A 19,820-nucleotide genomic window follows, 5' to 3' on the forward strand; every position below is an offset into this window, starting at 1 on the left:
TAAATCGCTCCTTATTTTTTCGTTGCGTCCATAATCCAGACATAATCATTCATCTTCGAGAAATGAGCTTGAAATCCTGCTTCCTCGAATAATTCCGTTAGAATTGGAATCGTTGTATAGTATTCTCTTTCTAAATCGTCTGCTACGTTGTGAAAGTTTCTAGCTCTTTCTTTTTTAATCTGATCTAGCTTTGCTTCCTCTGTGATAAATGCAGTATCCGCAAATACTATCTTGCCGTTATGTTCGAGAAGTTCGGAATACAGCTTTAGAGCCTTTCCTTTTTCCTCATCCGTTAGATGATGAAATACAAAGGAACTAACAATTGTATCTATTTTTCCCTCTCCAATTTCAAATTGAAGTAAATCACCGTCTAGAATTTCCTTATCCGGAAATCGTTTTGCCGTCATTTCTCTCATTTTTTCATTTGGCTCGAAGCCAATTACACTTAAATCTTTTTCCACTAACAGTGCTGTTAAATTACCCGTCCCTGTACCAAACTCTATTATAGAAGTACCGGAAACTCGATTAACTACTTCATTTAAAATAGAATCATAGCCTTCAAAAACATCACGATATTCTGGGTCTTTTCCTGACACAGATGCATCATATGACTCTGCCCATCCATCAAAAATATTTACAAATTCTCTACCCATTCGTCTAACCCCTTTTATGAAGTGTATTAAACCAAGTTGTTTACTTTGAATTAACACTTTTAGTTATATCATATTCAGCAGACTAATAAAAGGAAGATGTTACTATTTTTTTATTACCCTTTCTGGAAGGTAAAAAACAAAAAAGGAGCAAACCCTTTAAGGCTAGCTCCTGTTTATATCTCATTTGGTTTATATGGTTCTGTTTAATTTTAATTCAAATGAAGGATTAGTTACGTATTCCTGATACACTACTTTACCCTCAAATTCCAAATAGACTTGATATCTCTTCCTGATTGCATCAGCCGTGATCATGCTAAGTACATCATCCTTTGGTACCCATAGTACTTCAGAAGTCTCCTCAGAAGTACATAGCTCCCCACCAATCGGTTTACAAACAAAATCAAACATTACTTTAGTAGGGACGTCCGTAATGCCATCGTACCATTTATGCATACCGGTATTTGAATAAACCCCTATTAAATAGGATACCTCTACGTCAATCCCGCTTTCTTCTTTTATTTCTCGCGTTAAACCATCAATCAGATTTTCTCCCACCTCTATTTGACCCCCTGGGTAAACCCACCCGCCATGCTCTGTTTTCACTAAAAGAATTTTTCCCTCTTCATTTTCTACGATACCCCCTGCTGCAGCGATATGAGTTGGCATTTTCATATATCTTCCCCCTTTATTAACTTTATGAATATTTTACCATTTTTATAAAGGGAAGAATATTGGAATAACAATCATCATAACTGCAAACATAATAAGCTGTAATGGGATCCCTGCCTTTACGAAGTCGAAAAATTTATAGCCCCCAGCCGTCATAACTAATGCATTGGTCGGCGAGGCAACCGGAGTTGCAAAAGCCATTGATGACGATACCGCAATAGCGATTAAGAAAGTATATGGATTAGCTCCCATGCTAAGGGCAGCAGTCATGGCAATTGGTGCAAACAAAACTGCCGTAGCCGTGTTAGAGATAAATTGGCCGAATACCATGGTGATAAAATAGATTCCTGCCAAGACACCTAATGCCCCAAAGTCTCCTAGAAGATCGATAATGCCTTCCGATAAAATCACCATACCACCTGTCTTTTCTAATGCAGTGGCCATTGGGAGCATGGCGGCTATGAGTATGATACTTTCCCAGTTCATCTTTCCATAGGCATCATCCATGTTACGTAAGCATCCGGTCACAACCATTAACACCGCACCTATTAAAACAGAAATTACGGCAGGAAATATTTCGGAAATCATTAAAATAATCATTAATAACATAATAGCTCCAGCAATCGGCGCCTTACCACTAGCTGCCGCCATACTTGCGTGTTCCTTTGGTTGGCCAATAACCACTACATCATTGGTAGCCTTTGCGAGGAGCTCAATTTCCTCCCATGCCCCTTGTACTAGTAGGGCATCCCCAAAGCGTAGACGGACATCTGCCATTTCGCTTAATACATATTCCCCTTTGCGATTTACGCCAAGAATGTTTAAATTATATTTTTCGCGGAACTTAATACTCGCTATCGTTTCATTAATTAATGTGGAATGGGGAGTCAATAACACCTCCGCAATTCCAAGCTGTTTGGAAACTAATAAGTCCGGCATCGAATCATCGTCGTCCACTTCTAACAAATAATCCTTTGCTAGCTCCTCTGTTCTCTTTAAGGAACCTTGAATATAAAGGACATCCTTTGCCTGGACTGTACTGAGAGGACCAGCCATCTCTTGGTACGTCATTGGTAACAGATTGATCCCCTCTGTGGATTTGCGGTCTATCTTCAAAATCGCTAGATGATACTTTGCCGGTAGCTTTAAATCGGTCAACTTCTTTCCAATCATTAACGAATGCTCAGGAACCTTCAAGCGATGAAGATTTCCCCCAAGCTCATAATCAATTGCTAGCTGTTTAGGCGATAGTTTATGACCCGCACCTACAGCATCTCTCTTTTTGCCATTTGGGAGAACTACATTTCTCGCGACAACAAAATATAAAATACCTACAATAATAGCAATTATACCAACCGGCGTAATTTCAAAAAATCCAAGCTTTTCATAGCCATTGTCTACTAGCACTTGACTGACAATAAGGTTGGCAGGCGTTGCTATTAAGGTCAATAAGCCGGATAAACTGCTGATATAAGACAGGGGGATTAAATATTTGGACGGGCTACTATTGATGCTAATTGCAATACTAATAACGATTGGGAGCATTAATGCAACCGTTCCTGTATTACTCATAAATGCACCAACACTACCCGTTATTATTAATAATAAAATAAATAGCTTTTGTTCACTTTTACCAGACCATTTAAGAAGGAGATTACCCGCACTTTGGGCAAGTCCAGTTCTTACTATGCCTGCTCCTACGACAAATAAACCTGCTATCATAATGACTACAGAGTTAGAAAACCCAACAAGCGCCTCGTTCGGCTCTAAAATGCCAGTAATAACAAAGGCTAAAAGTGCAAGCAGTGCCACTAAGTCGGCTCGTATTCGATTACTTATAAATAAAACAATACTAATTGCCAATATACTAAAGGTTATTGCTAACTGCATATCTAAGTGAACTCCTTCTTTTTTTGTCTCCTTTATTATATAAAAAGTTTGGAAGAAGTACTCGTCAAATGGTTAAAGGCTGTTACAAAGTCTTTGAGGATCATCAAGTATGTATGAGATCACAACCCTATCCCTTATTTACACTGTTGTAGCCTGCATGAATAGCATCCCAGTCATGCGGTCTAGCCATCCTCTTTTCTATGCTGTCTAACGGCTTAAATCCAAACTGTTCATATAATGAGTGCGCATCCTTGGTAGCCAAGTGAAAGTTTGTTCCCTTTAAGTTCGGATGCTCAACAATAACGCGCATAAGCCATTTACTTAAGCCCCTCCCCCTGTAATAAGGTAAAACAAATACATCTCCTAGCCATGAATGCCTCACTAAATCTGACACTACTCGAGCAAACCCTACCTGTCTGGCTGTACCAGATGTTGGGTCTCCCTCATATATGCCGTAGCACAATACAGAGTTATCTATGGAAGCCTCCACTAGTACTTTCGTTACTCCTTTTAACCAATAGGATTCGTTCGTTAAATAATTATAAATCACATCGATATCTAACAAATCCTTATCCGTACTAATATAAAACCCATTGTTTTCTAATAAAATATAATCACTCATAATCTAACCCCATTTTTCTATTTTTATTAAATATAACCTTTTTATGTATTAATTTAAATACTTGTCTAAATTCTCAAAAAGTTCTAGTTACGCTACTATTTTTCTTTTATAGTATGTATAAAGGAGTGGAAGTTAAATGACTTTATTAAACAGACTAAAAAAGGGAGATAAAATTGGAATTTATTCACCCTCCTCCCCAATTACCTATTCTTCCCCTACGCGTTTTGCACGCTCGAAGGCTTTTATTCAATTAAAGGGGTTTGAGATAGTAGAAGGAAGCTTGACAGGAAAACACGATCACTATAGATCAGGAAGTATAATGGCACGGGCAGAGGAATTAAATGAGCTGATCCGAAATCCTGATGTTCGATGCATCATGTCTACAATAGGTGGTACCAATTCCAATGCCATTCTCCCATATATCGACTATGAGGCGTTTAAGAAAGACCCTAAAATAGTAATTGGCTACTCAGATGCAACAGCTGTCCTGTTGGCCATCTACGCTAAAACGGGAATACCAACCTTTTACGGTCCAGCACTCGTCCCTTCCTTTGGAGAGTTTGAGCCATTCGTCGATTATACATATGACTATTTCAATCAAATGCTAATCGAAGTTCAGGATGCTCCCTATAGCATCCCTACTCCACCCTATTGGACAGATGAAATGATTAATTGGGAGGAGAAAACAAAGGAAAAAGAACAACGAAATAACCAGTGGGTTTGTATAAATGAAGGAATCGCAGAAGGAAGACTTATCGGCGGTAACCTGAATGCAATGTACGGTTTCTGGGGCAGTCCCTATATGCCGAGCATTAAAGATGGCGATATTCTCATGATTGAGGACACGATGAAATCTGCCTCTATCGTGGAGAAAAACTTTAACCTTTTGAAGGTCAACGGCATATTCGATCGAATTGGAGGTATAATCCTTGGCAAACACGAATTGTTCGATGACGAGGCAACCGGTAAACAACCTTACGAAATTCTACTAGAAACGGTCGGCGATTTGAATATCCCTATCCTTGCAGATTTCGACTGTTGCCACACGCATCCGATGTTAACCATGCCAATCGGCCGTCAAGTCAAACTGGACGCCACAAATAAAGAAGTTACGATAATGGAACAATGGATTAACTAGGAGTAATCCTCCTCGTGGAGAGGGCTCTTTTTGCTGAAGGTGCTTGTATGGGGGAAGTGTTGCAGATATTGAACGAAGTGTTGCGCTAATTCTGGAAGTGTTGCGGATAACCAATAAAGTGTTGCGTATATCGCAGTAAGTGTTGCGGGAATTATAAGTGTTGCACATATTGAGCGAAGTGTTGCGCTAAATGCTGAAAGTGTTGCGGATAACCAATAAAGTGTTGCGGATATCGCAGCAAGTGTTGCGGGAATTATAAGTGTTGCACATATTGGACGAAGTGTTGCGCTAAATGCTGAAAGTGTTGCGGATAACCAATAAAGTGTTGCGGATAACTCGAAAAGTGTTGCGCTAATCGGAGACAATCCGGAATCTTGCAGAGATGAAGGAAAATCTTGCGCTAATCCTCCTCAACCTTGCGGAGACGAGGTAGAACCTTGCACAAATCACCCCAAACCTTGCAGAGATGGCGCGGAACCTTGCACAAATGCATAAAGAAGGAATAGAAACTTTGGAGGTGATACTTTGAAGAAAATGATGATAGGATTATGTATAGTTGTATCGGGATTTATCTTCTTTTTCGTACAAGAAGAATTTGGCGGGAACAAGACTGAAGATGGTATTGATAAGCTATTTTCTGGTCAAATTTTTGATTATGCAAAAGAGGAGTTTACTGTCCATGCAATGGGTTTATCCGGAGAAAAAGTTTTTACAGTTAGAATTGCAGAAGCACAGTATAAAGAACAAACAAAGGAATACTTTAGAGATATTTTAAATTCTCATTATATGGAGAGTTATGGACTTGAGGTATTCGTTGATGATTTAACTTTAGAATAAAAAGTAAAAATAAATCAACATAAAAATGAGCTGGGAGAAAATATACCAGCTCATTTTTTGTTTTACATCGACCTTTCCCTTTAATTCATCAATGGTTGTAGTGCTTCTTTAAGTTTTGGAGAGGCTTTCAATACTCCATACACTTTTACGGATTTAATGGTTTTTAGTGCCAGCTCTGGATCTATATCATTAGCTAAGATGAGCATACCTATTGTTTTAATAGATAGGGTTTTATTCTGCTCCGAAAGTAGCTCTAATGTATGTTTGTCATAATAGCTTACCCCCATATTAAAGGCTTTCATTGTCACTGCTTGGTCGATTACTTGAGCGTGTGTGTTTAATTGGTTTCGAATAGAAGTTTTGATGAAATCAGTTCTATTCGAATAAAAGCCTTGCTCTATTAATAGATCTGCCTTACCTAAGTCCACCACGTTCATATTAATTGTTATTTTTTCAGTTTCAGCCATCAATATACCATCCCCTTACCATCTATTTTGGTTAATTGTAATGTTAATTTAATTTTCAGTCAATATAAAAAGCACTGAATATATCTTCAGTGCTTTTATCTGTAAGGCGGCATTGTTCACCTCAAGTAGAGGCTTCATTTTGTTCTTCCCATTCTTCTCGTAATAAGCCCATACGTATGGAATCATAGTAGACTCCATTATATAAACGGCATTTTCTCATGCGCGCTTCCATTTTCATACCTAACTTTTCACCAACCTTGATCATTCGTTCATTGCCTGACCACGTTGTAAAGCCAACCCGAACAAGCGGCAGTTCCTTAAACAAATGATTGATCCACATTTTAAGTGACTTTGTTCCAATTCCTGAATTCCATGATTTTGGTTCATATATAAGAATTCCCATCTCTAGCCAAAGTGAGGGCTCATGCTCCCAGTAATAACAAAGTGCTCCAACTAATTCATCTTTATAATAAATTCCCCAAAAATCATCTTGGTTTATAAAATAATCTTTTTTTAAAATAAATTGATCATACGTCATGGAAGTGTATGGCTCAAACGGGGCGTCCCACTTTTTCCATTCTGGAGCATCTTCTTTTAGGCTAAGCTCCCATAAACGGTATAATTCTTCTTCTTTAACAGGTCTTATTTTAATGTCATTCATTCTCATGCCCCCTAACTTCCATGCATATAATTTTATCATACTATTCTTTAGAAAGAATATTTCCTATATAGCTTCTATTGTGGTAAAGTGTTATTTGTGAAAATTACATATATAAAAGGAAGTGCTACTCTCGTGGGTGGAAATCAACAATTACAACGAGGCTTGGAACAACGGCACATCACCTTAATGTCGTTAGGCGCTGCAATTGGAGTCGGACTATTTTTAGGCTCCGCAACAGCCATTCAATTAGCCGGTCCAGCTATTCTGATCTCCTATATTATTGGAGGCCTAGCTATTTTCATTATCATGCGAGCGCTAGGGGAAATGGCTGTCCATAACCCTGTATCTGGATCTTTCAGTAGATATGCAAAGGATTATTTAGGACCGCTGGCAGGATATATAACTGGATGGAATTATTGGTTTTTATGGGTAGTCACCTGTATGGCCGAAATTACAGCGGTTGGAGTATACATGAAAATGTGGTTCCCTGAAACACCATCGTGGATTTGGGCGTTAGCTGCATTAGTTATTATGACTTTAATTAATTTGATTGCCGTAAAGGCTTACGGAGAATTTGAATTCTGGTTTGCTCTTATTAAAATAGTGGCAATCCTTGCAATGATATTCGTCGGACTTGGCGTTATTATTTTTGGTATAGGTAATGGCGGTGTAGCCGTTGGTATAAGCAATCTATGGACAAACGGTGGCTTTGCCCCGAATGGAATAACGGGTATATTCATGTCTCTACAAATGGTCATGTTTGCTTATTTAGGTGTTGAAATGATTGGAGTAACAGCTGGAGAAGCAAAGAATCCTAAAAAGGTTATTCCAAATGCCATCAACACGGTATTTTGGCGAATTTTATTGTTCTATGTGGGAGCTTTGTTCGTCATTATGTCGATTTATCCTTGGAATGAAGTCGGAAACAATGGTAGTCCTTTTGTTTTAATGTTTGAGCAAATTGGTATCGGACCAGCTGCTGGAATTATTAACTTTGTTGTTCTAACTGCTGCATTATCAAGCTGTAACAGCGGAATTTTCAGTACTGGGAGAATGCTCTTTAATCTAGCAGAGCAAAAACAAGCACCTGCTTCCTTTAAAAGAATCAGTGGTACTGGTGTTCCTTCAAAAGCTATTATTTTCTCAGCAACATTATTATTATTTGGTGTATTACTAAATTACTTAGTACCAGAAAAGGTATTTATTTGGGTAACAAGCATCTCGACCTTTGGTGCAGTATGGACATGGGGAATTATTCTAATGTCTCAATTAAAATTCCGAAAATCCTTAACTAAGGGAGAGGTTTCAAGACTTTCCTATAAGGCATTATTCTATCCCTACGGTTCGTATCTCGTGCTTGCCTTTTTAGTATTAGTGCTTGGTCTCATGGCTTATTTCCCTGATACTAGGGTTGCACTGATTGTCGGTCCAATCTGGATCCTTGGCTTAGTGTTTAGTTATTACAAGAATGGTTTTCATAAAAAGAAAAATCAGGTTTAAATAAACGCCCTTCATTCCAAAAAGGAAATGAAGGGCGTTTTTTATCATTAAATATACTTCTCAAACCATCCAGTAATTTGTTCGAGCCTTGTTTGGCGTAGATTTGGTAAGCCAACACGTGATAAATTGTGATCTGCTTGTGGAAAACGAACAAAGCCTGTTTCTTTCCCAAGCGCTTTTAACGTAATGTATAGCTGCTGACCTTGCTCAATTGGACAGCGATAGTCATTTTCACTGTGCAAAATAAGCAAAGGAGTTTCCACATTAGCAGCATACTTTAAAGGAGATGCGTCCCATAGCTTGTCTATATCAGTCATATCCCCTCCGATTTGCCATGGAGTGAAATAGTAACCTATATCGGACACACCATAAAAGCTGATCCAGTTCGAGATAGAGCGTTGGGTTACTGCAGCCTTAAAGCGATTTGTGTGCCCAACAATCCAGTTTGTCATAAAACCACCGTAGCTTCCCCCTGTTACTCCTAGACGATCATTATCAATCCAATCATTTTCCGACAACACATAGTCAACGCCTGCCATAATATCCTCATAATCTCCACCGCCATAGTCGCCTCTTACCGCATCTACAAATTCTTGGCTATAGGAATGACTACCTCTTGGGTTTACATATAACACGCCGTAGCCTTTAGCCGCTAATAGCTGAAGCTCATGAAAGAAGGTGTTCGCATACATGGTATGGGGACCACCATGTATCTCTACAATAAGCGGATATTTCTTTCCAGCCTCGAAACCAGCGGGCTTGATCAGCCATCCATGAACATCCCAGTCCTTAGCTCCCTTGTAAACAATCGGCTCTGGTTCGACAAGTTCTATTTCCTTCAGAAGTTGTTCATTGAATGAAGTAAGTGCTTTTCTCTCACCAGTCGTCAAATTAAGCTTAAATAATTCCCCGGGAAATACTGAATTACTGATTGCGGCAAGTGCAAATGTGCCATCTTTCGCAATATCATAGCCGTAAATATGTTCATTTTCAGGGGTTGCTGGGTATATTTCTCCCTCTAAGGAAGCTACATAGAGGCGGACGTCCCCCATAGTAGAGAGCTGAAAATATACATAGTTGTCTTTTGTCCAGGCTACACTTGGTGCACTAGCTCCTTGCTGTAAATCACCTCCGGAATAATCTCCGACTGGAGCATCAATTCCTTCTGTTAAAGCCTCTCTTACACCTGTTTGAACGTTATAAATATATACTTCATCGTGTGTTGCATTTTCATAAGTTCTATTTGATCCTACAAAAGCAACATAGTCATTTTCATGTGAAAAAGCAGCGCCTCCGAAATATCCCTCTTCATCTACTAATACGCTTTCTTCCTTCGATTCCACATCTACTAAATACAAAGGCTGCTTAAATGAAAAGTCTTGGTTTTCTTCTCTATTTACTCCCATTACTATTTTTTTGCCATCATGTGAAACTGCCTGCAGGCTATATTGGTGATTACCTTCTGTGAACTGTACAATCTCCTCTGTGTCCAGGCTAATTATCCCTATTTGTCTATAGATGTCTTGTGGTAATAATCCTACACCGTCAGAATGATATCTCATCTTATCGACAACGTATGCCTCGGGCTGCTTGTTTTCTTCTTTTTCAGGCTCGTCTGTCCAGCTTTTCCCCGCTTTTAAAGGCGCGACAAACCAGATTTTTTTACTGCAAGGAGACCAGTGGAAGCTTGAGATTCCTTTTTCAAAAGTGGTTAACTTCTTTGCTTCGCCACCCTTAGACGATAAAAGGAAGAGTTGGTTTTTGTCATCTCGAGTAGACATGAATGCTATGTATTTTCCATCATTGGACCAACGAGGTGATGATATACGCTCTTTTTGATGAGTCCACTGGGTTACCTCTTCATTCTCTAAATCTACGTGATATAAATATGAATAATATTTATTGTCTTTTTCATGCATTTCCGTTCGAATAAATACAGCATCCTTGTTAGACGGTGAAATTACTGGATTTGTTATGGATTGTAACTTAAATAGATCCTTTGCTTCTAACCTTCTTTTAGCCATTATTTTTCCTCGCTTTCTTGTTGTCTTTCCTTATTTCGACACTCTATATCATTTTCCTTTATTTCCCGAAAAAAAAAGAATGACAAATGAGTAGCTTCATAATTTGAATAAAATCAAATCCCGATTTCCGCTTCAGGTCACCGCTTTTTTAAGGAGTGAGCAATAAGCCACCTGCCGACACAATTACCCATCATCTCTCTCATTCTAGCTAGATTTACGACAATGACTTCATAATTTACTACAATCACTCAATACTTTACGACAATAAACCCATAGTTTACTACAATCACTCAGCAGCTCTCTCATTCTAGCCTAATGATTGCGTATCACACCTTATTTCCTATAAAAAAACTGTCCCCATTTAAGAAGACAGTCTAGTTTATTATTTTGTTTTGGTTGTTGGCTTCAATGTACGACGTAGTATTTTACCAGTCGTATTTTTTGGAAGCTCATCTAAAAATTCTATACTTTTTGGAATTTTATATTTTGCTAGTTTTTCAGCGCAATAATCATGAAGCTGCTCTTCCGTTAAGGATTCATCCTTTTTCACAACGAAGGCAAGTACTTCTTCTCCAAAGTTAGGGTCTGGAACGCCGATAACGGCTGCTTCCACGATGCCAGGGTGCGCAAATAATACTTCCTCAACCTCACGAGGGTAAACATTATAGCCCCCGACAATGATCATATCCTTTTTACGGTCAACGATATAAAAATAGCCTTCCTCGTCTTGGCGAGCTAGGTCACCTGTATAAAGCCAGCCACCACGAATTGCATTTTCCGTTTCTTCAGGCATCTTGTAATAGCCCTTCATGACGTTCGGTCCACGAACAATCAGTTCGCCAACTTCTCCTACCGGTACCTCTTCCCCGAGCTCATTTACCACTTTGTTTTCTACGTTAACTATAGAAGTTCCAATGGATCCTGCCTTGCGGTCGCGATCAATTGGGTTAAAGCAAGTTACTGGAGAAGCCTCTGATAAACCATAGCCCTCCGAAATACGCACTTTAAATTTGTCTTCAAAGTTGTGCAATAAAGCAACCGGTAAGGAGGATCCTCCAGAAATCGCTAAACGAATCGTAGAGAAATCTTCTACCTTTCCTTCTGGGAATTGATATAGGAAGTTGAACATCGTTGGTACACCAGCAAAGACAGTTGCCTCTTGCTCTTTAATCACATGGAACACTTCCTGTGGACTGAATCTAGGAACTAACAGAATAGTAGCCCCCATTAATAATGGTGCATTTACTACTACCGTCAATGCAAATACATGGAATACTGGAAGTGTCGCTATTACTCGGTCGTCTGTGCTGAAGTTTAAATACTCGGCAACGTCACGAGCGTTCGAGTAAATATTATTAAATGTCAGCATAGCACCCTTAGGATGTCCAGTAGTACCAGATGTGTATAGAATGACAGCTGTGTCATCTGAATCAATTTCCACTTGAGGTACTGCTTCCACTGCTGTAGAAATCAAATATGTAAACGATTTCACCTTAGACTTTAAGGTAGCTGGAAGAGCTGCAAGCTTTTCAGGTGTTGATGGATCTGTCTCACAGATAATATAGTTTTCTACTGTTGAAAAAACACCAGCTGCCTTCTCTACTAGTGGTATAAACGCATCTAAGGCAATAATAGCTTTAGCGTCACTGTTTTTCACGATGTAGCTAATTTCATCTGGTGTGTATATTGGATTAATCGGTACTGCGGTTGCACCTAAACGCATGGTTGCATAAAGAGAAATTAAGAAGTGTGGAGAATTTCCAAGTAGAAACCCTACATTATCCCCTTTTTCTACCCCTAATGAATGCAAAGCAGCCGCAAAACGCTCTACCGACTGATTGAATTCTGCGTAAGTAGTGTCTTTTCCCATAAAATGATAAGCAATTTTGTCTGGATTTTTTAAGGCCCTTTGTTGAACGTGTGTCACTAAACTCATTTTTTACAGCTCCCATCTTTCTTGAATGAACAGTCATTCATAATCCCCAACTTAATTATATAAGAAAAGTTTTGACAATTCAATATAAAATGAAGGTTTGCACCATTTACTTCCAAAGCAAAATGGGAGCAGAGTACTAGCCCTGCCCCATTCTTTCATGCATATTTTATTCTTGAATATGGGCAATATATCTCCATCTTATTAAATAGAAATAGGATAGCTGGATAATGGTAAATACTATTAAAACTATTAACATTTCTTTAGCTATGGAAACTGCAGCTAGATCCACCCAAAATGCTTGTAAAAATAAGAAGGAGAAGGTGCTATGAATCATTGCTAGCCCCCAAGGTAAAAAGAATTGCGGAATTAGCTGCCTATTAACGATTTTAACTAGTTCTCTATCTGTTACTCCCATTCTTCTCAGTACATCATATTGCTTCTTATCTCTCTCCAAATCTGTGTATAGCTTGAAGTAAACAAAGCTACCTGCAGCTAGGATTAGTACTGCAGCAACTAATAGCCCCGTGAATAGAAGTAATGAGAAGGTAGCGCGAATAATGGAATAGTTCAACCCTGGGTTTACGTAATAAAAAGGATTGGAATTTATACCAGTAGAACTTACAGTTTCACTCATTAATTCGTCTAAACTAGTACCAATTTCTTTCGTACGGAGCCATTCAGAAATATGGAAGGCATAAAAGGTCATTCTCGATTGCTGGTCCTCATACCCCGCCAATGGTTCTGTTATTAATGAAAAGTCCTCATCACTAATAATGATTGTACGATCTTTGATTGCTAAGGAAGGAAAAATTAACTTATTGTAAATATCCTGAATACGAAGAGGAATATTACTTTCCTCTAACACTGTCTGTTCATTTTCCACTCGGATACTTCCAAAGTCCTCTTCTGTATTGGGTACTAACAATGCCTGTCCCGGTAGCAAATCAACAAAAGGAATTTTGAGTGCAAGCGCAAGGCTATTGACTTCTGATTCTCTAATGACGTTGACCGTCTCTCCTGTACTAGAGGACGTCTGCTTCTTCAGATTAAATTTAACTAAATCATAAGAAAGCCCTTCATTTTGTAGCTCCTCGGTTAGCTTCGTCACATGCTCTTGTTCATAGGGATTATCCCAATCACTAGAGTAGAAAATACTTACAGGGTTTAACTCTCTAAACTGTGCGGTAAAGGAAGTAAACGAAGTAACGATTCCCACTGAAAGAAAGGCTATACACGATACAATTGTTACAACGAAAAACATTTTGGCATTCTCTCGAATTTTGATCGATGCATCCGCGAAAGCGATCAACCGAAAAGACCGCCAATAAAGTTTTCTTTTGTTACGAATGACCTGTAGCAGGTAGAGGATACTGTCCGTATAAAAGTAATACGTTCCCCAAAATGCTAATGTCACAATGACGAAGCTAAGTGCAATATGCATTTGAAATGCCGAGAATATAACAAGTCCGTAGGCAGATAAAATGAGGACAAACCCCAGTAATGCTCTCCATTTTTTATATGCAGTCGGTTCCTCGTCATTACTATATCCCCTTAGAAGCTGGATAATATCTTTCTTACGTATAAAAACGACACTGCTAAAAGAAATCACGACAAACATCGTAACAAAAACGATTATCGTTAATGCAAAGGGTTTCCAAGATACATATAAAGGAAGGCTATCGAGTAAAAAAAGCTCTCGGATCACCATAAAAAAGAACTTCGAAAATGAAAAGCCAAAGAATATGCCGACAGTAACAGAAATAAGTCCTAGTAGCATTGTTTCTATAAAAATCATGCGACCTAGCTGTTGCTTTTGCATCCCGAGATTCAGGAGGACGCCAAACTCATGCGACCTAGCCTGTATGAAGGCACTCATCGAATAAAATAAAAAAAACAATGTAAAAATGATTAATATAATCTCAGCAATCAGCATTCCACCAAATGCTATATCACGTAAAAACTGATCCTCAATCTTTGGATGAAACATTAACATCGTATAGACGAAGAACACCATAACAGAAAAGCTACTAGCTAGAAAAAAAGCTGCATAAATCCTGCTGTTCCTTATGACATTATGATAAGCAAATTGTTGAAAGGTCATTTTACATTTCCACCTAACTTTCATCTTTCGAAAATTATCAAGGCATTCGCAAAGAGTTTAAATCGTTCACATTTCCTCCTAAAAGAGAAAGGACGTTTAATATTCTCTGGAAGAAGGTTTGTCTTCGATCATCCTTATAAATTTCGTTAAAGTACTCCCCATCCTTGATAAATAACACTCGATCACAATAACTTGCTGCTATCGGATCGTGAGTTACCATAACAATGGTCGTATTACTCATCTGATTAACTTGAGTTAATATTTCTAATACATCACGTGCTGATTTAGAATCTAGATTTCCGGTTGGCTCGTCCGCAAGAATAATGGATGGCCCATGTATCAAAGCTCTTCCTATCGCAGTTCTTTGCGCCTGACCACCAGAGATCTCTGCTGGTCTCTTTTCTAGAATATTCATTAAATCCAATGATCCGGCTATTTCCATGACCTTTTCCCTCATCGTCCCTACAGGCTGCCCGTCTAAGGTTAAAGGGAGAATCATATTTTCCTCTACAGTAAGTGCTGGAAGAAGATTGAAATCCTGAAATACGAATCCAAGCTGCCTTCTTCTAAACAAAGACAAATCATCCTTTTTCAGCTCCAACGGGTTTAAGCCATCTATAAAGAAATCCCCAGAGGTAGGTCGATCGATTGTGGAAATTATATTCAGCAATGTAGTTTTACCACTGCCTGAAGGACCCATTACTGCAAGGAACTCTCCTTTTTCCACTTCAAAGCTAAGCTGATTAATGGCAAGATGAGCTATTTTTCCTTCATAAACCTTCGTTATATCATCAAGAACTAATATCGACATCCTTGTCATCCCTTTCCTTAGAATCTAACTTTTCAAATAGGATTGATATGGTCGTTCCTTCTCCAAGTATCGACTTGATACTCATCTTGTGACCTAAACGATTACAGATTTCCTGAGCTAAATATAATCCCATTCCAGTAGATTCCCCACTTTTACGTCCATTCTCTCCCGTAAAGAAGGCTTTGGTCACGCGTTTTATATCAGAGGCCGGGATACCAATCCCTTCATCCCTCACACTCAATACTACTTTTTCGTCCTCTAAAGTAGTTTCAAAAAATATCTTTTTATTTTCCTTCATCGTGTATTTAACAGCATTTGTTATAAATTGAGCAATAACAAAACGAATCCATTTAGCATCCGTTGCGATTAAACAATCCTCTTCCATTTCAATGACAGGATAAACCCGGTGACTAATAAACAATCGCTTATTCTTAGAAACTTCTTCTGTCACAACTTGCCTTAAATTCACTTGTTCTATGTGCATATCCTCTTCAAAGGTATCAAGCCTGGCATTCATAAGTACAGCTTCTAATCCTCGCTTCAATCGATCCGTTTCCTCGAGAACACTTTTAGAGTCCATTTGTTCCCCATTTTGTCCCATCATTTCTAAAACAGAAATTGGAGTTTTCATTTGGTGAACCCAGCTATTCATAAATTGCAGATGCCTGTTTTGAGTTGCATATAAAAGCTGTACCTCTTTTTGATATAAACGATAGATGTGCTGCAAATAGGTCTCCACTTGTCTTACTTCTGGGGAGTATCCTTCTTTTTGCAAGACTACTTCTATTTTGTTTGGAACAGATAGTATTTTTTTATAAAACGACATTTTTTTTATAAAAAGCGTTCCTAAAAAGGTAAGTGTTAGGATAGTGCTAATCACGATTGAGTATACGGCAGTATCAACGTTTCGAAAGCCATCCAGCCAATAAAGGAGCATGATAAATAACACAAGGAACATTTGAAATATGATAAAGATAGAATGTTCTTTTATAAATAAACGAAACATATCAGGATTCCTCCGAACTAAGGTTTAAGCGATAACCTGCTCCTCGTACCGTTTCAATGGTGGAGCTCACATGGTAATCCGCAAGCTTTTTACGGACTCTTGTCATGTTCACATTCAATGTGTTCTCATCAACAAAAGACTGGTCATCCCAGAGCTCTTCTAATAGTTGCTCCCGTGTCACTACTTTAGGATAGTTTCTTAAAAGTAATTCTAGTATGGTACACTCTTTCTTCTGAAGAGGAATTTCTTCCTTACCGATATGTAGCTCCATCCGCTCCAAGAATAGCTGAAGCTTTCCAGCACGGACAATTCTCTCCTCCTGCTTTGCTGCATACTCCCCATACGTCCTTCTTAAATGGCTTCGTATTTTAGCTAGGACGATTTCATAATGGAAAGGCTTCGTAATAAAATCGTCTCCCCCATTTTCTAAAGCAAAAATCTGATCCATTTCACCTGACCTTGCCGAAACAAAAATAATCGGACAAGTCGTAAGCTGTCTTAATTGTCTGCACCAATAATAGCCGTCATACGAAGGTAAATTCACATCAAGCAAAACAATGTGTGGATCAAAGGCTGTAAATTCCTCAATTATATGGTCAAAGTCTTCTATAGTATGTACTTCATAGTGATATTTTCTTAATGTATCTGCCAATAGTGCTGCAATTTTCTTATCGTCTTCCACTACTAGCACTCGGTGTGTGTCCACAGTAATCCCCCTTAAAAAGTTCTTCTCTTATCATATCAAATCTTTCTTTATTATTCTTCATACACCGAAAGAATTCATACCACAATAATACTTTTTTTAGCAGCTTCTATTGTGGTGGTAACTATTTTAAAAATTTATTTTTCAAAGGATATTGTATTTATTCTCAGAATAATCTATTGTTTTATTGTTCGATACATTTTCTTATAAAGGAGGGTAATTTTTACTTATTTGCAAGAACCTCCTGAGGATTGTATGGAATTATTGTAGGGGAGAATAACATGATTAATAAAGGAGAGCGTGATGGGAATGTTCAAGGACTGGACTTTATTTGAAAAAGTTTGGTTGGGTGTATTTACGTTAGTTAATATTTATTTGTTTTTTGCTTGGAAAGATTCATTATTAGGTCTGATAAGCTCACTAACAGGTATGCTTTGTGTGGTATTGGTAGCTAAGGGGAAAATTAGTAATTATTATTTTGGTATTGTGAACACGTCTACTTATGCCTACATCACCTATACGTATGGATTATATGGGGAGTCTATGCTGAATGGATTGTTCTATTTTCCAATACAGTTCATCGGGATCTATTTATGGAGAAAAAACTTAACCGAAGTTCAAGCTGTTGGCGAAGACGTGTCTGTGAAACGTTTAGATAAAAAAGGTTGGGCATACGTAATTGTTATCACTATTGTAGCTTCTATATCTTATGCCTACCTATTAAACGCTATTGGAGGTCAACAGGTACGATTAGATTCTGCAGCAGTTGTATTATCTGTACTAGCTCAAATACTGATGCTTAAACGTTATGCAGAGCAGTGGGTGCTTTGGATCGCTGTCAATGGATTAACCATTGCCCTATGGTTGATCACACTCACAAAAACTGGCGGTAATGATTGGTCAATGCTCGTAATGTGGTCGGCATTTTTAGTGAACTCCATTTATGGATATGTAAACTGGCTGAAAATGCACAGAGCGCAACATAATCTTGAAGGAGAAGCGTATGAACTACGGCCTTCAAATTAACGAGTATGATCCAAACTTAACATTTGGCTATTATGGAGGTAAGTTTCTACCTTTTCAAATGGGTCTCTTAATGAAATAGATAGCTAGATTCTCTATGTAAAGGAATGTCTCAATATATAGAGACATTCCTTTTTAAGTGATGAATTTAACTAAAGCCTCCATCTAAGAGTTAGTGAGTTAAACTTAAAACACCTTCCGCTGATATACAGATTGGCTAACCATCCAGGAAATTAGATAAATTATAATGCAGGTAGCTGCGCCACTAAGGTAAAGAGTTGTTGTCGACATGCTAGTTAGAAAATCTGTAATCGCAGTGAGATGTTTGGTCAGGAATTGAAAGACTGGCGGGATAACAACAGCTAAGAATAGAAATCCAACCATAACCACTGCACCTATATATCCGGGTTTTAAAATATAAAATAACGGAAAGGCTATTGCTGTGAAAATGAAGAATAATCCCATGGCGATAGATATATCCTTTATCAAAAAGTCATAACTAAATATATAAAAAATAATACTAGCTACTCCTATTGATACAATCATATATGCAATAGCGCCGATGTACTTTGCTGCCACAATCTCTTTTCTCGTATAAGGCAAAGAATTAAGAAGTATATTAGATTCTACTTGTTCATCGTAAATATATCCATTCAGTGGTATATACATGCTAGCCATCAGAAAAACAAAGGCTGGACTCATATGATCAGCAAATATTGCAAAGAACATAATAAACGGAATAAAAAGTAGTATCTGTGTTTTTTGAATAACTAAATCTTTTTTTATCAAATTATACATATTGCCCTATAGCTCCTTTCGTATAAAACATAATATCCTCCAAGGTAGCTTCTTCAATAACCACTTGAGCTCCTAATAATCTTTTTACTTCTTCTGCATTATTTGTTATTGCTTGAAATTCTGTAGAGGTACGTTCCATACTGATAAAACATTTTTCAATGTCTTGGTTGATTAGATTTGCACTTCCTTTTACTAATGCATAACGCTCCTGTATATTTCTTATCGACTCGTTGAAAAGAATCTTTCCTTTATGAATGAAAGTAATATTATCTGCGATTCTTTCTAAATCACTGGTTATATGGGTGGAGAAGAAGATAGTCCGCCTTCCATCTACCATCATATCTTTTAAAATATCCAGCAATTCTCTTCGAAAAACGGGATCTAAACCAGCTGTCGGCTCATCCATCATTATAAATTCAGCTTCATGAGATAGGGCTATCGCTAAAGAAGTTTTCATCAGCATTCCTTTGGAAAAGGTTTTAATAGCTTTGTTTAATGGGAGTTCAAACTTTCTAACATAATCATTAAATTGACTGTCACTCCAATTTTGATAAGCTGGGCCAATTATTTTACGGATATCTTTTAGATTCAAACTCTCGTAAAATACATTACTATCATAAACAAATCCTATGCGCTCTTTAATTTCCTTTTCATGATTGGCATAATCCTTACCAAATATTTTTATTTCACCTGTATCTGGTTGTAAAAGATTCATTATTAGCTTCATGGTGGATGATTTCCCTGCCCCGTTCGCCCCTACAAATCCTGTTATTTGCCCTTGTTTAACATGTAAATTCATATTCTCTAAGGAGAAATCTTTAAAATATTTGCTGACATTTTTAAACTCTACTAAATTTTCTATTTTCCTCACCCCTTATTAAAATTAAAATGCGTGCTATAAAACTTTTCTTTGACACGATTTTTATTGCTCATTAACTCATCCCCCTGGAGTCACCTCCTATCGCAATCATCAGATAGAAA

The 19,820-nt window shown here is 37.9% G+C and carries 18 protein-coding genes; 4 read left to right on the plus strand and 14 right to left on the minus strand.

The features are described from left to right. Positions 1–11: 11 nt before the first annotated feature. The 4 genes from NSQ95_RS14590 to NSQ95_RS14605 form a co-directional block, all read right to left on the minus strand. A complete protein-coding gene (locus NSQ95_RS14590) occupies positions 12–653 on the minus strand; it encodes a class I SAM-dependent methyltransferase (protein WP_340882530.1) in 642 nt (213 codons plus the stop codon). Positions 654–842: 189 nt separating this feature from the next. Continuing rightward, on the minus strand, positions 843–1,325 hold the full coding sequence (locus NSQ95_RS14595; RefSeq protein WP_340882528.1) for an NUDIX hydrolase: 483 nt from the start codon (positions 1,323–1,325) through the stop codon (positions 843–845). A 42-nt stretch (positions 1,326–1,367) separates the two neighbouring features. Then, positions 1,368–3,212 (minus strand): SLC13 family permease, encoded by a 1,845-nt coding sequence (locus tag NSQ95_RS14600; RefSeq protein WP_340882527.1) that lies wholly within the window; start codon positions 3,210–3,212, stop codon positions 1,368–1,370. Between the two features lie 127 nt (positions 3,213–3,339). Next, positions 3,340–3,834 (minus strand): GNAT family N-acetyltransferase, encoded by a 495-nt coding sequence (locus NSQ95_RS14605; protein WP_342559865.1) that lies wholly within the window; start codon positions 3,832–3,834, stop codon positions 3,340–3,342. A gap of 136 nt (positions 3,835–3,970) precedes the next feature. On the opposite strand from NSQ95_RS14605, the gene NSQ95_RS14610 reads away from it, so the two are divergent. Further along, a complete protein-coding gene (locus NSQ95_RS14610) occupies positions 3,971–4,972 on the plus strand; it encodes a S66 peptidase family protein (RefSeq protein WP_342559866.1) in 1,002 nt (333 codons plus the stop codon). 525 nt (positions 4,973–5,497) lie between these two features. After that, positions 5,498–5,809: a hypothetical protein gene (locus NSQ95_RS14615; RefSeq protein ID WP_340882522.1), complete on the plus strand. Its 312-nt coding sequence runs from the start codon at positions 5,498–5,500 to the stop codon at positions 5,807–5,809. 80 nt (positions 5,810–5,889) lie between these two features. On the opposite strand, the gene NSQ95_RS14620 is transcribed toward NSQ95_RS14615, so the two are convergent. Further along, positions 5,890–6,276 carry a CopG family transcriptional regulator gene (locus tag NSQ95_RS14620; RefSeq protein ID WP_340882520.1) on the minus strand — a complete coding sequence of 129 codons (387 nt, stop codon included), beginning with the start codon at positions 6,274–6,276 and terminating at the stop codon, positions 5,890–5,892. 121 nt (positions 6,277–6,397) lie between these two features. Beyond that, positions 6,398–6,943: a GNAT family protein gene (locus NSQ95_RS14625; RefSeq protein WP_340882518.1), complete on the minus strand. Its 546-nt coding sequence runs from the start codon at positions 6,941–6,943 to the stop codon at positions 6,398–6,400. Between the two features lie 126 nt (positions 6,944–7,069). Here NSQ95_RS14625 and NSQ95_RS14630 point away from each other — a divergent pair, with 126 nt between their 5' ends. Further along, complete coding sequence (locus NSQ95_RS14630) at positions 7,070–8,437, plus strand: amino acid permease (RefSeq protein ID WP_340882516.1); 1,368 nt, start codon at positions 7,070–7,072, stop codon at positions 8,435–8,437. Positions 8,438–8,484: 47 nt separating this feature from the next. Here the strand turns inward: NSQ95_RS14630 and NSQ95_RS14635 are convergent, their stop codons facing one another. From NSQ95_RS14635 to NSQ95_RS14660, 6 genes are all read right to left on the minus strand, one after another. Further along, on the minus strand, positions 8,485–10,461 hold the full coding sequence (locus tag NSQ95_RS14635; RefSeq protein ID WP_340882514.1) for a S9 family peptidase: 1,977 nt from the start codon (positions 10,459–10,461) through the stop codon (positions 8,485–8,487). A 382-nt stretch (positions 10,462–10,843) separates the two neighbouring features. Continuing rightward, on the minus strand, positions 10,844–12,397 hold the full coding sequence (locus NSQ95_RS14640; RefSeq protein WP_340882513.1) for a fatty acid--CoA ligase family protein: 1,554 nt from the start codon (positions 12,395–12,397) through the stop codon (positions 10,844–10,846). 166 nt (positions 12,398–12,563) lie between these two features. Further along, positions 12,564–14,498, minus strand: a complete 1,935-nt coding sequence (locus NSQ95_RS14645) for an ABC transporter permease (protein WP_340882512.1) — start codon at positions 14,496–14,498, stop codon at positions 12,564–12,566. 37 nt (positions 14,499–14,535) lie between these two features. After that, positions 14,536–15,309, minus strand: a complete 774-nt coding sequence (locus NSQ95_RS14650; RefSeq protein WP_340882511.1) for an ABC transporter ATP-binding protein — start codon at positions 15,307–15,309, stop codon at positions 14,536–14,538. Continuing rightward, positions 15,290–16,315 carry a sensor histidine kinase gene (locus NSQ95_RS14655; protein ID WP_340882509.1) on the minus strand — a complete coding sequence of 342 codons (1,026 nt, stop codon included), beginning with the start codon at positions 16,313–16,315 and terminating at the stop codon, positions 15,290–15,292. Before NSQ95_RS14655 ends, NSQ95_RS14650 begins: the two co-directional genes overlap by 20 nt. Before the next feature lies 1 nt (position 16,316). After that, positions 16,317–17,021 carry a response regulator transcription factor gene (locus NSQ95_RS14660; protein WP_169360256.1) on the minus strand — a complete coding sequence of 235 codons (705 nt, stop codon included), beginning with the start codon at positions 17,019–17,021 and terminating at the stop codon, positions 16,317–16,319. Between the two features lie 300 nt (positions 17,022–17,321). Here NSQ95_RS14660 and pnuC point away from each other — a divergent pair, with 300 nt between their 5' ends. Beyond that, positions 17,322–18,044: a nicotinamide riboside transporter PnuC gene (gene pnuC, locus NSQ95_RS14665; RefSeq protein ID WP_340882507.1), complete on the plus strand. Its 723-nt coding sequence runs from the start codon at positions 17,322–17,324 to the stop codon at positions 18,042–18,044. Between the two features lie 183 nt (positions 18,045–18,227). Here pnuC and NSQ95_RS14670 read toward each other — a convergent pair whose 3' ends face one another. Together NSQ95_RS14670 and NSQ95_RS14675 are read right to left on the minus strand one after the other, a co-directional pair. Next, positions 18,228–18,839: an ABC-2 transporter permease gene (locus tag NSQ95_RS14670; protein WP_340882505.1), complete on the minus strand. Its 612-nt coding sequence runs from the start codon at positions 18,837–18,839 to the stop codon at positions 18,228–18,230. Further along, entirely contained in the window at positions 18,832–19,701 is an 870-nt protein-coding gene (locus NSQ95_RS14675) for an ABC transporter ATP-binding protein (RefSeq protein WP_342560821.1), read from the minus strand. The genes NSQ95_RS14670 and NSQ95_RS14675 overlap by 8 nt, the downstream gene beginning before the upstream one ends. Positions 19,702–19,820 lie beyond the last annotated feature (119 nt).

The sequence above is a fragment of the Psychrobacillus sp. FSL W7-1457 genome, from assembly GCF_038593405.1.
Lineage (GTDB): Bacteria > Bacillota > Bacilli > Bacillales_A > Planococcaceae > Psychrobacillus.

Coding starts and splice junctions, on each gene's coding strand:
- NSQ95_RS14590 (WP_340882530.1), bottom strand. CDS start 653: ATGGGTAGAGAATTTGTAAATATTTTTGATGGATGGGCAGAGTCATAT.
- NSQ95_RS14595 (WP_340882528.1), bottom strand. CDS start 1,325: ATGAAAATGCCAACTCATATCGCTGCAGCAGGGGGTATCGTAGAAAAT.
- NSQ95_RS14600 (WP_340882527.1), bottom strand. CDS start 3,212: ATGCAGTTAGCAATAACCTTTAGTATATTGGCAATTAGTATTGTTTTA.
- NSQ95_RS14605 (WP_342559865.1), bottom strand. CDS start 3,834: ATGAGTGATTATATTTTATTAGAAAACAATGGGTTTTATATTAGTACG.
- NSQ95_RS14610 (WP_342559866.1), top strand. CDS start 3,971: ATGACTTTATTAAACAGACTAAAAAAGGGAGATAAAATTGGAATTTAT.
- NSQ95_RS14620 (WP_340882520.1), bottom strand. CDS start 6,276: ATGGCTGAAACTGAAAAAATAACAATTAATATGAACGTGGTGGACTTA.
- NSQ95_RS14625 (WP_340882518.1), bottom strand. CDS start 6,943: ATGAGAATGAATGACATTAAAATAAGACCTGTTAAAGAAGAAGAATTA.
- NSQ95_RS14635 (WP_340882514.1), bottom strand. CDS start 10,461: ATGGCTAAAAGAAGGTTAGAAGCAAAGGATCTATTTAAGTTACAATCC.
- NSQ95_RS14640 (WP_340882513.1), bottom strand. CDS start 12,397: ATGAGTTTAGTGACACACGTTCAACAAAGGGCCTTAAAAAATCCAGAC.
- NSQ95_RS14645 (WP_340882512.1), bottom strand. CDS start 14,498: ATGACCTTTCAACAATTTGCTTATCATAATGTCATAAGGAACAGCAGG.
- NSQ95_RS14650 (WP_340882511.1), bottom strand. CDS start 15,309: ATGTCGATATTAGTTCTTGATGATATAACGAAGGTTTATGAAGGAAAA.
- NSQ95_RS14655 (WP_340882509.1), bottom strand. CDS start 16,315: ATGTTTCGTTTATTTATAAAAGAACATTCTATCTTTATCATATTTCAA.
- pnuC (WP_340882507.1), top strand. CDS start 17,322: ATGGGAATGTTCAAGGACTGGACTTTATTTGAAAAAGTTTGGTTGGGT.
- NSQ95_RS14670 (WP_340882505.1), bottom strand. CDS start 18,839: ATGTATAATTTGATAAAAAAAGATTTAGTTATTCAAAAAACACAGATA.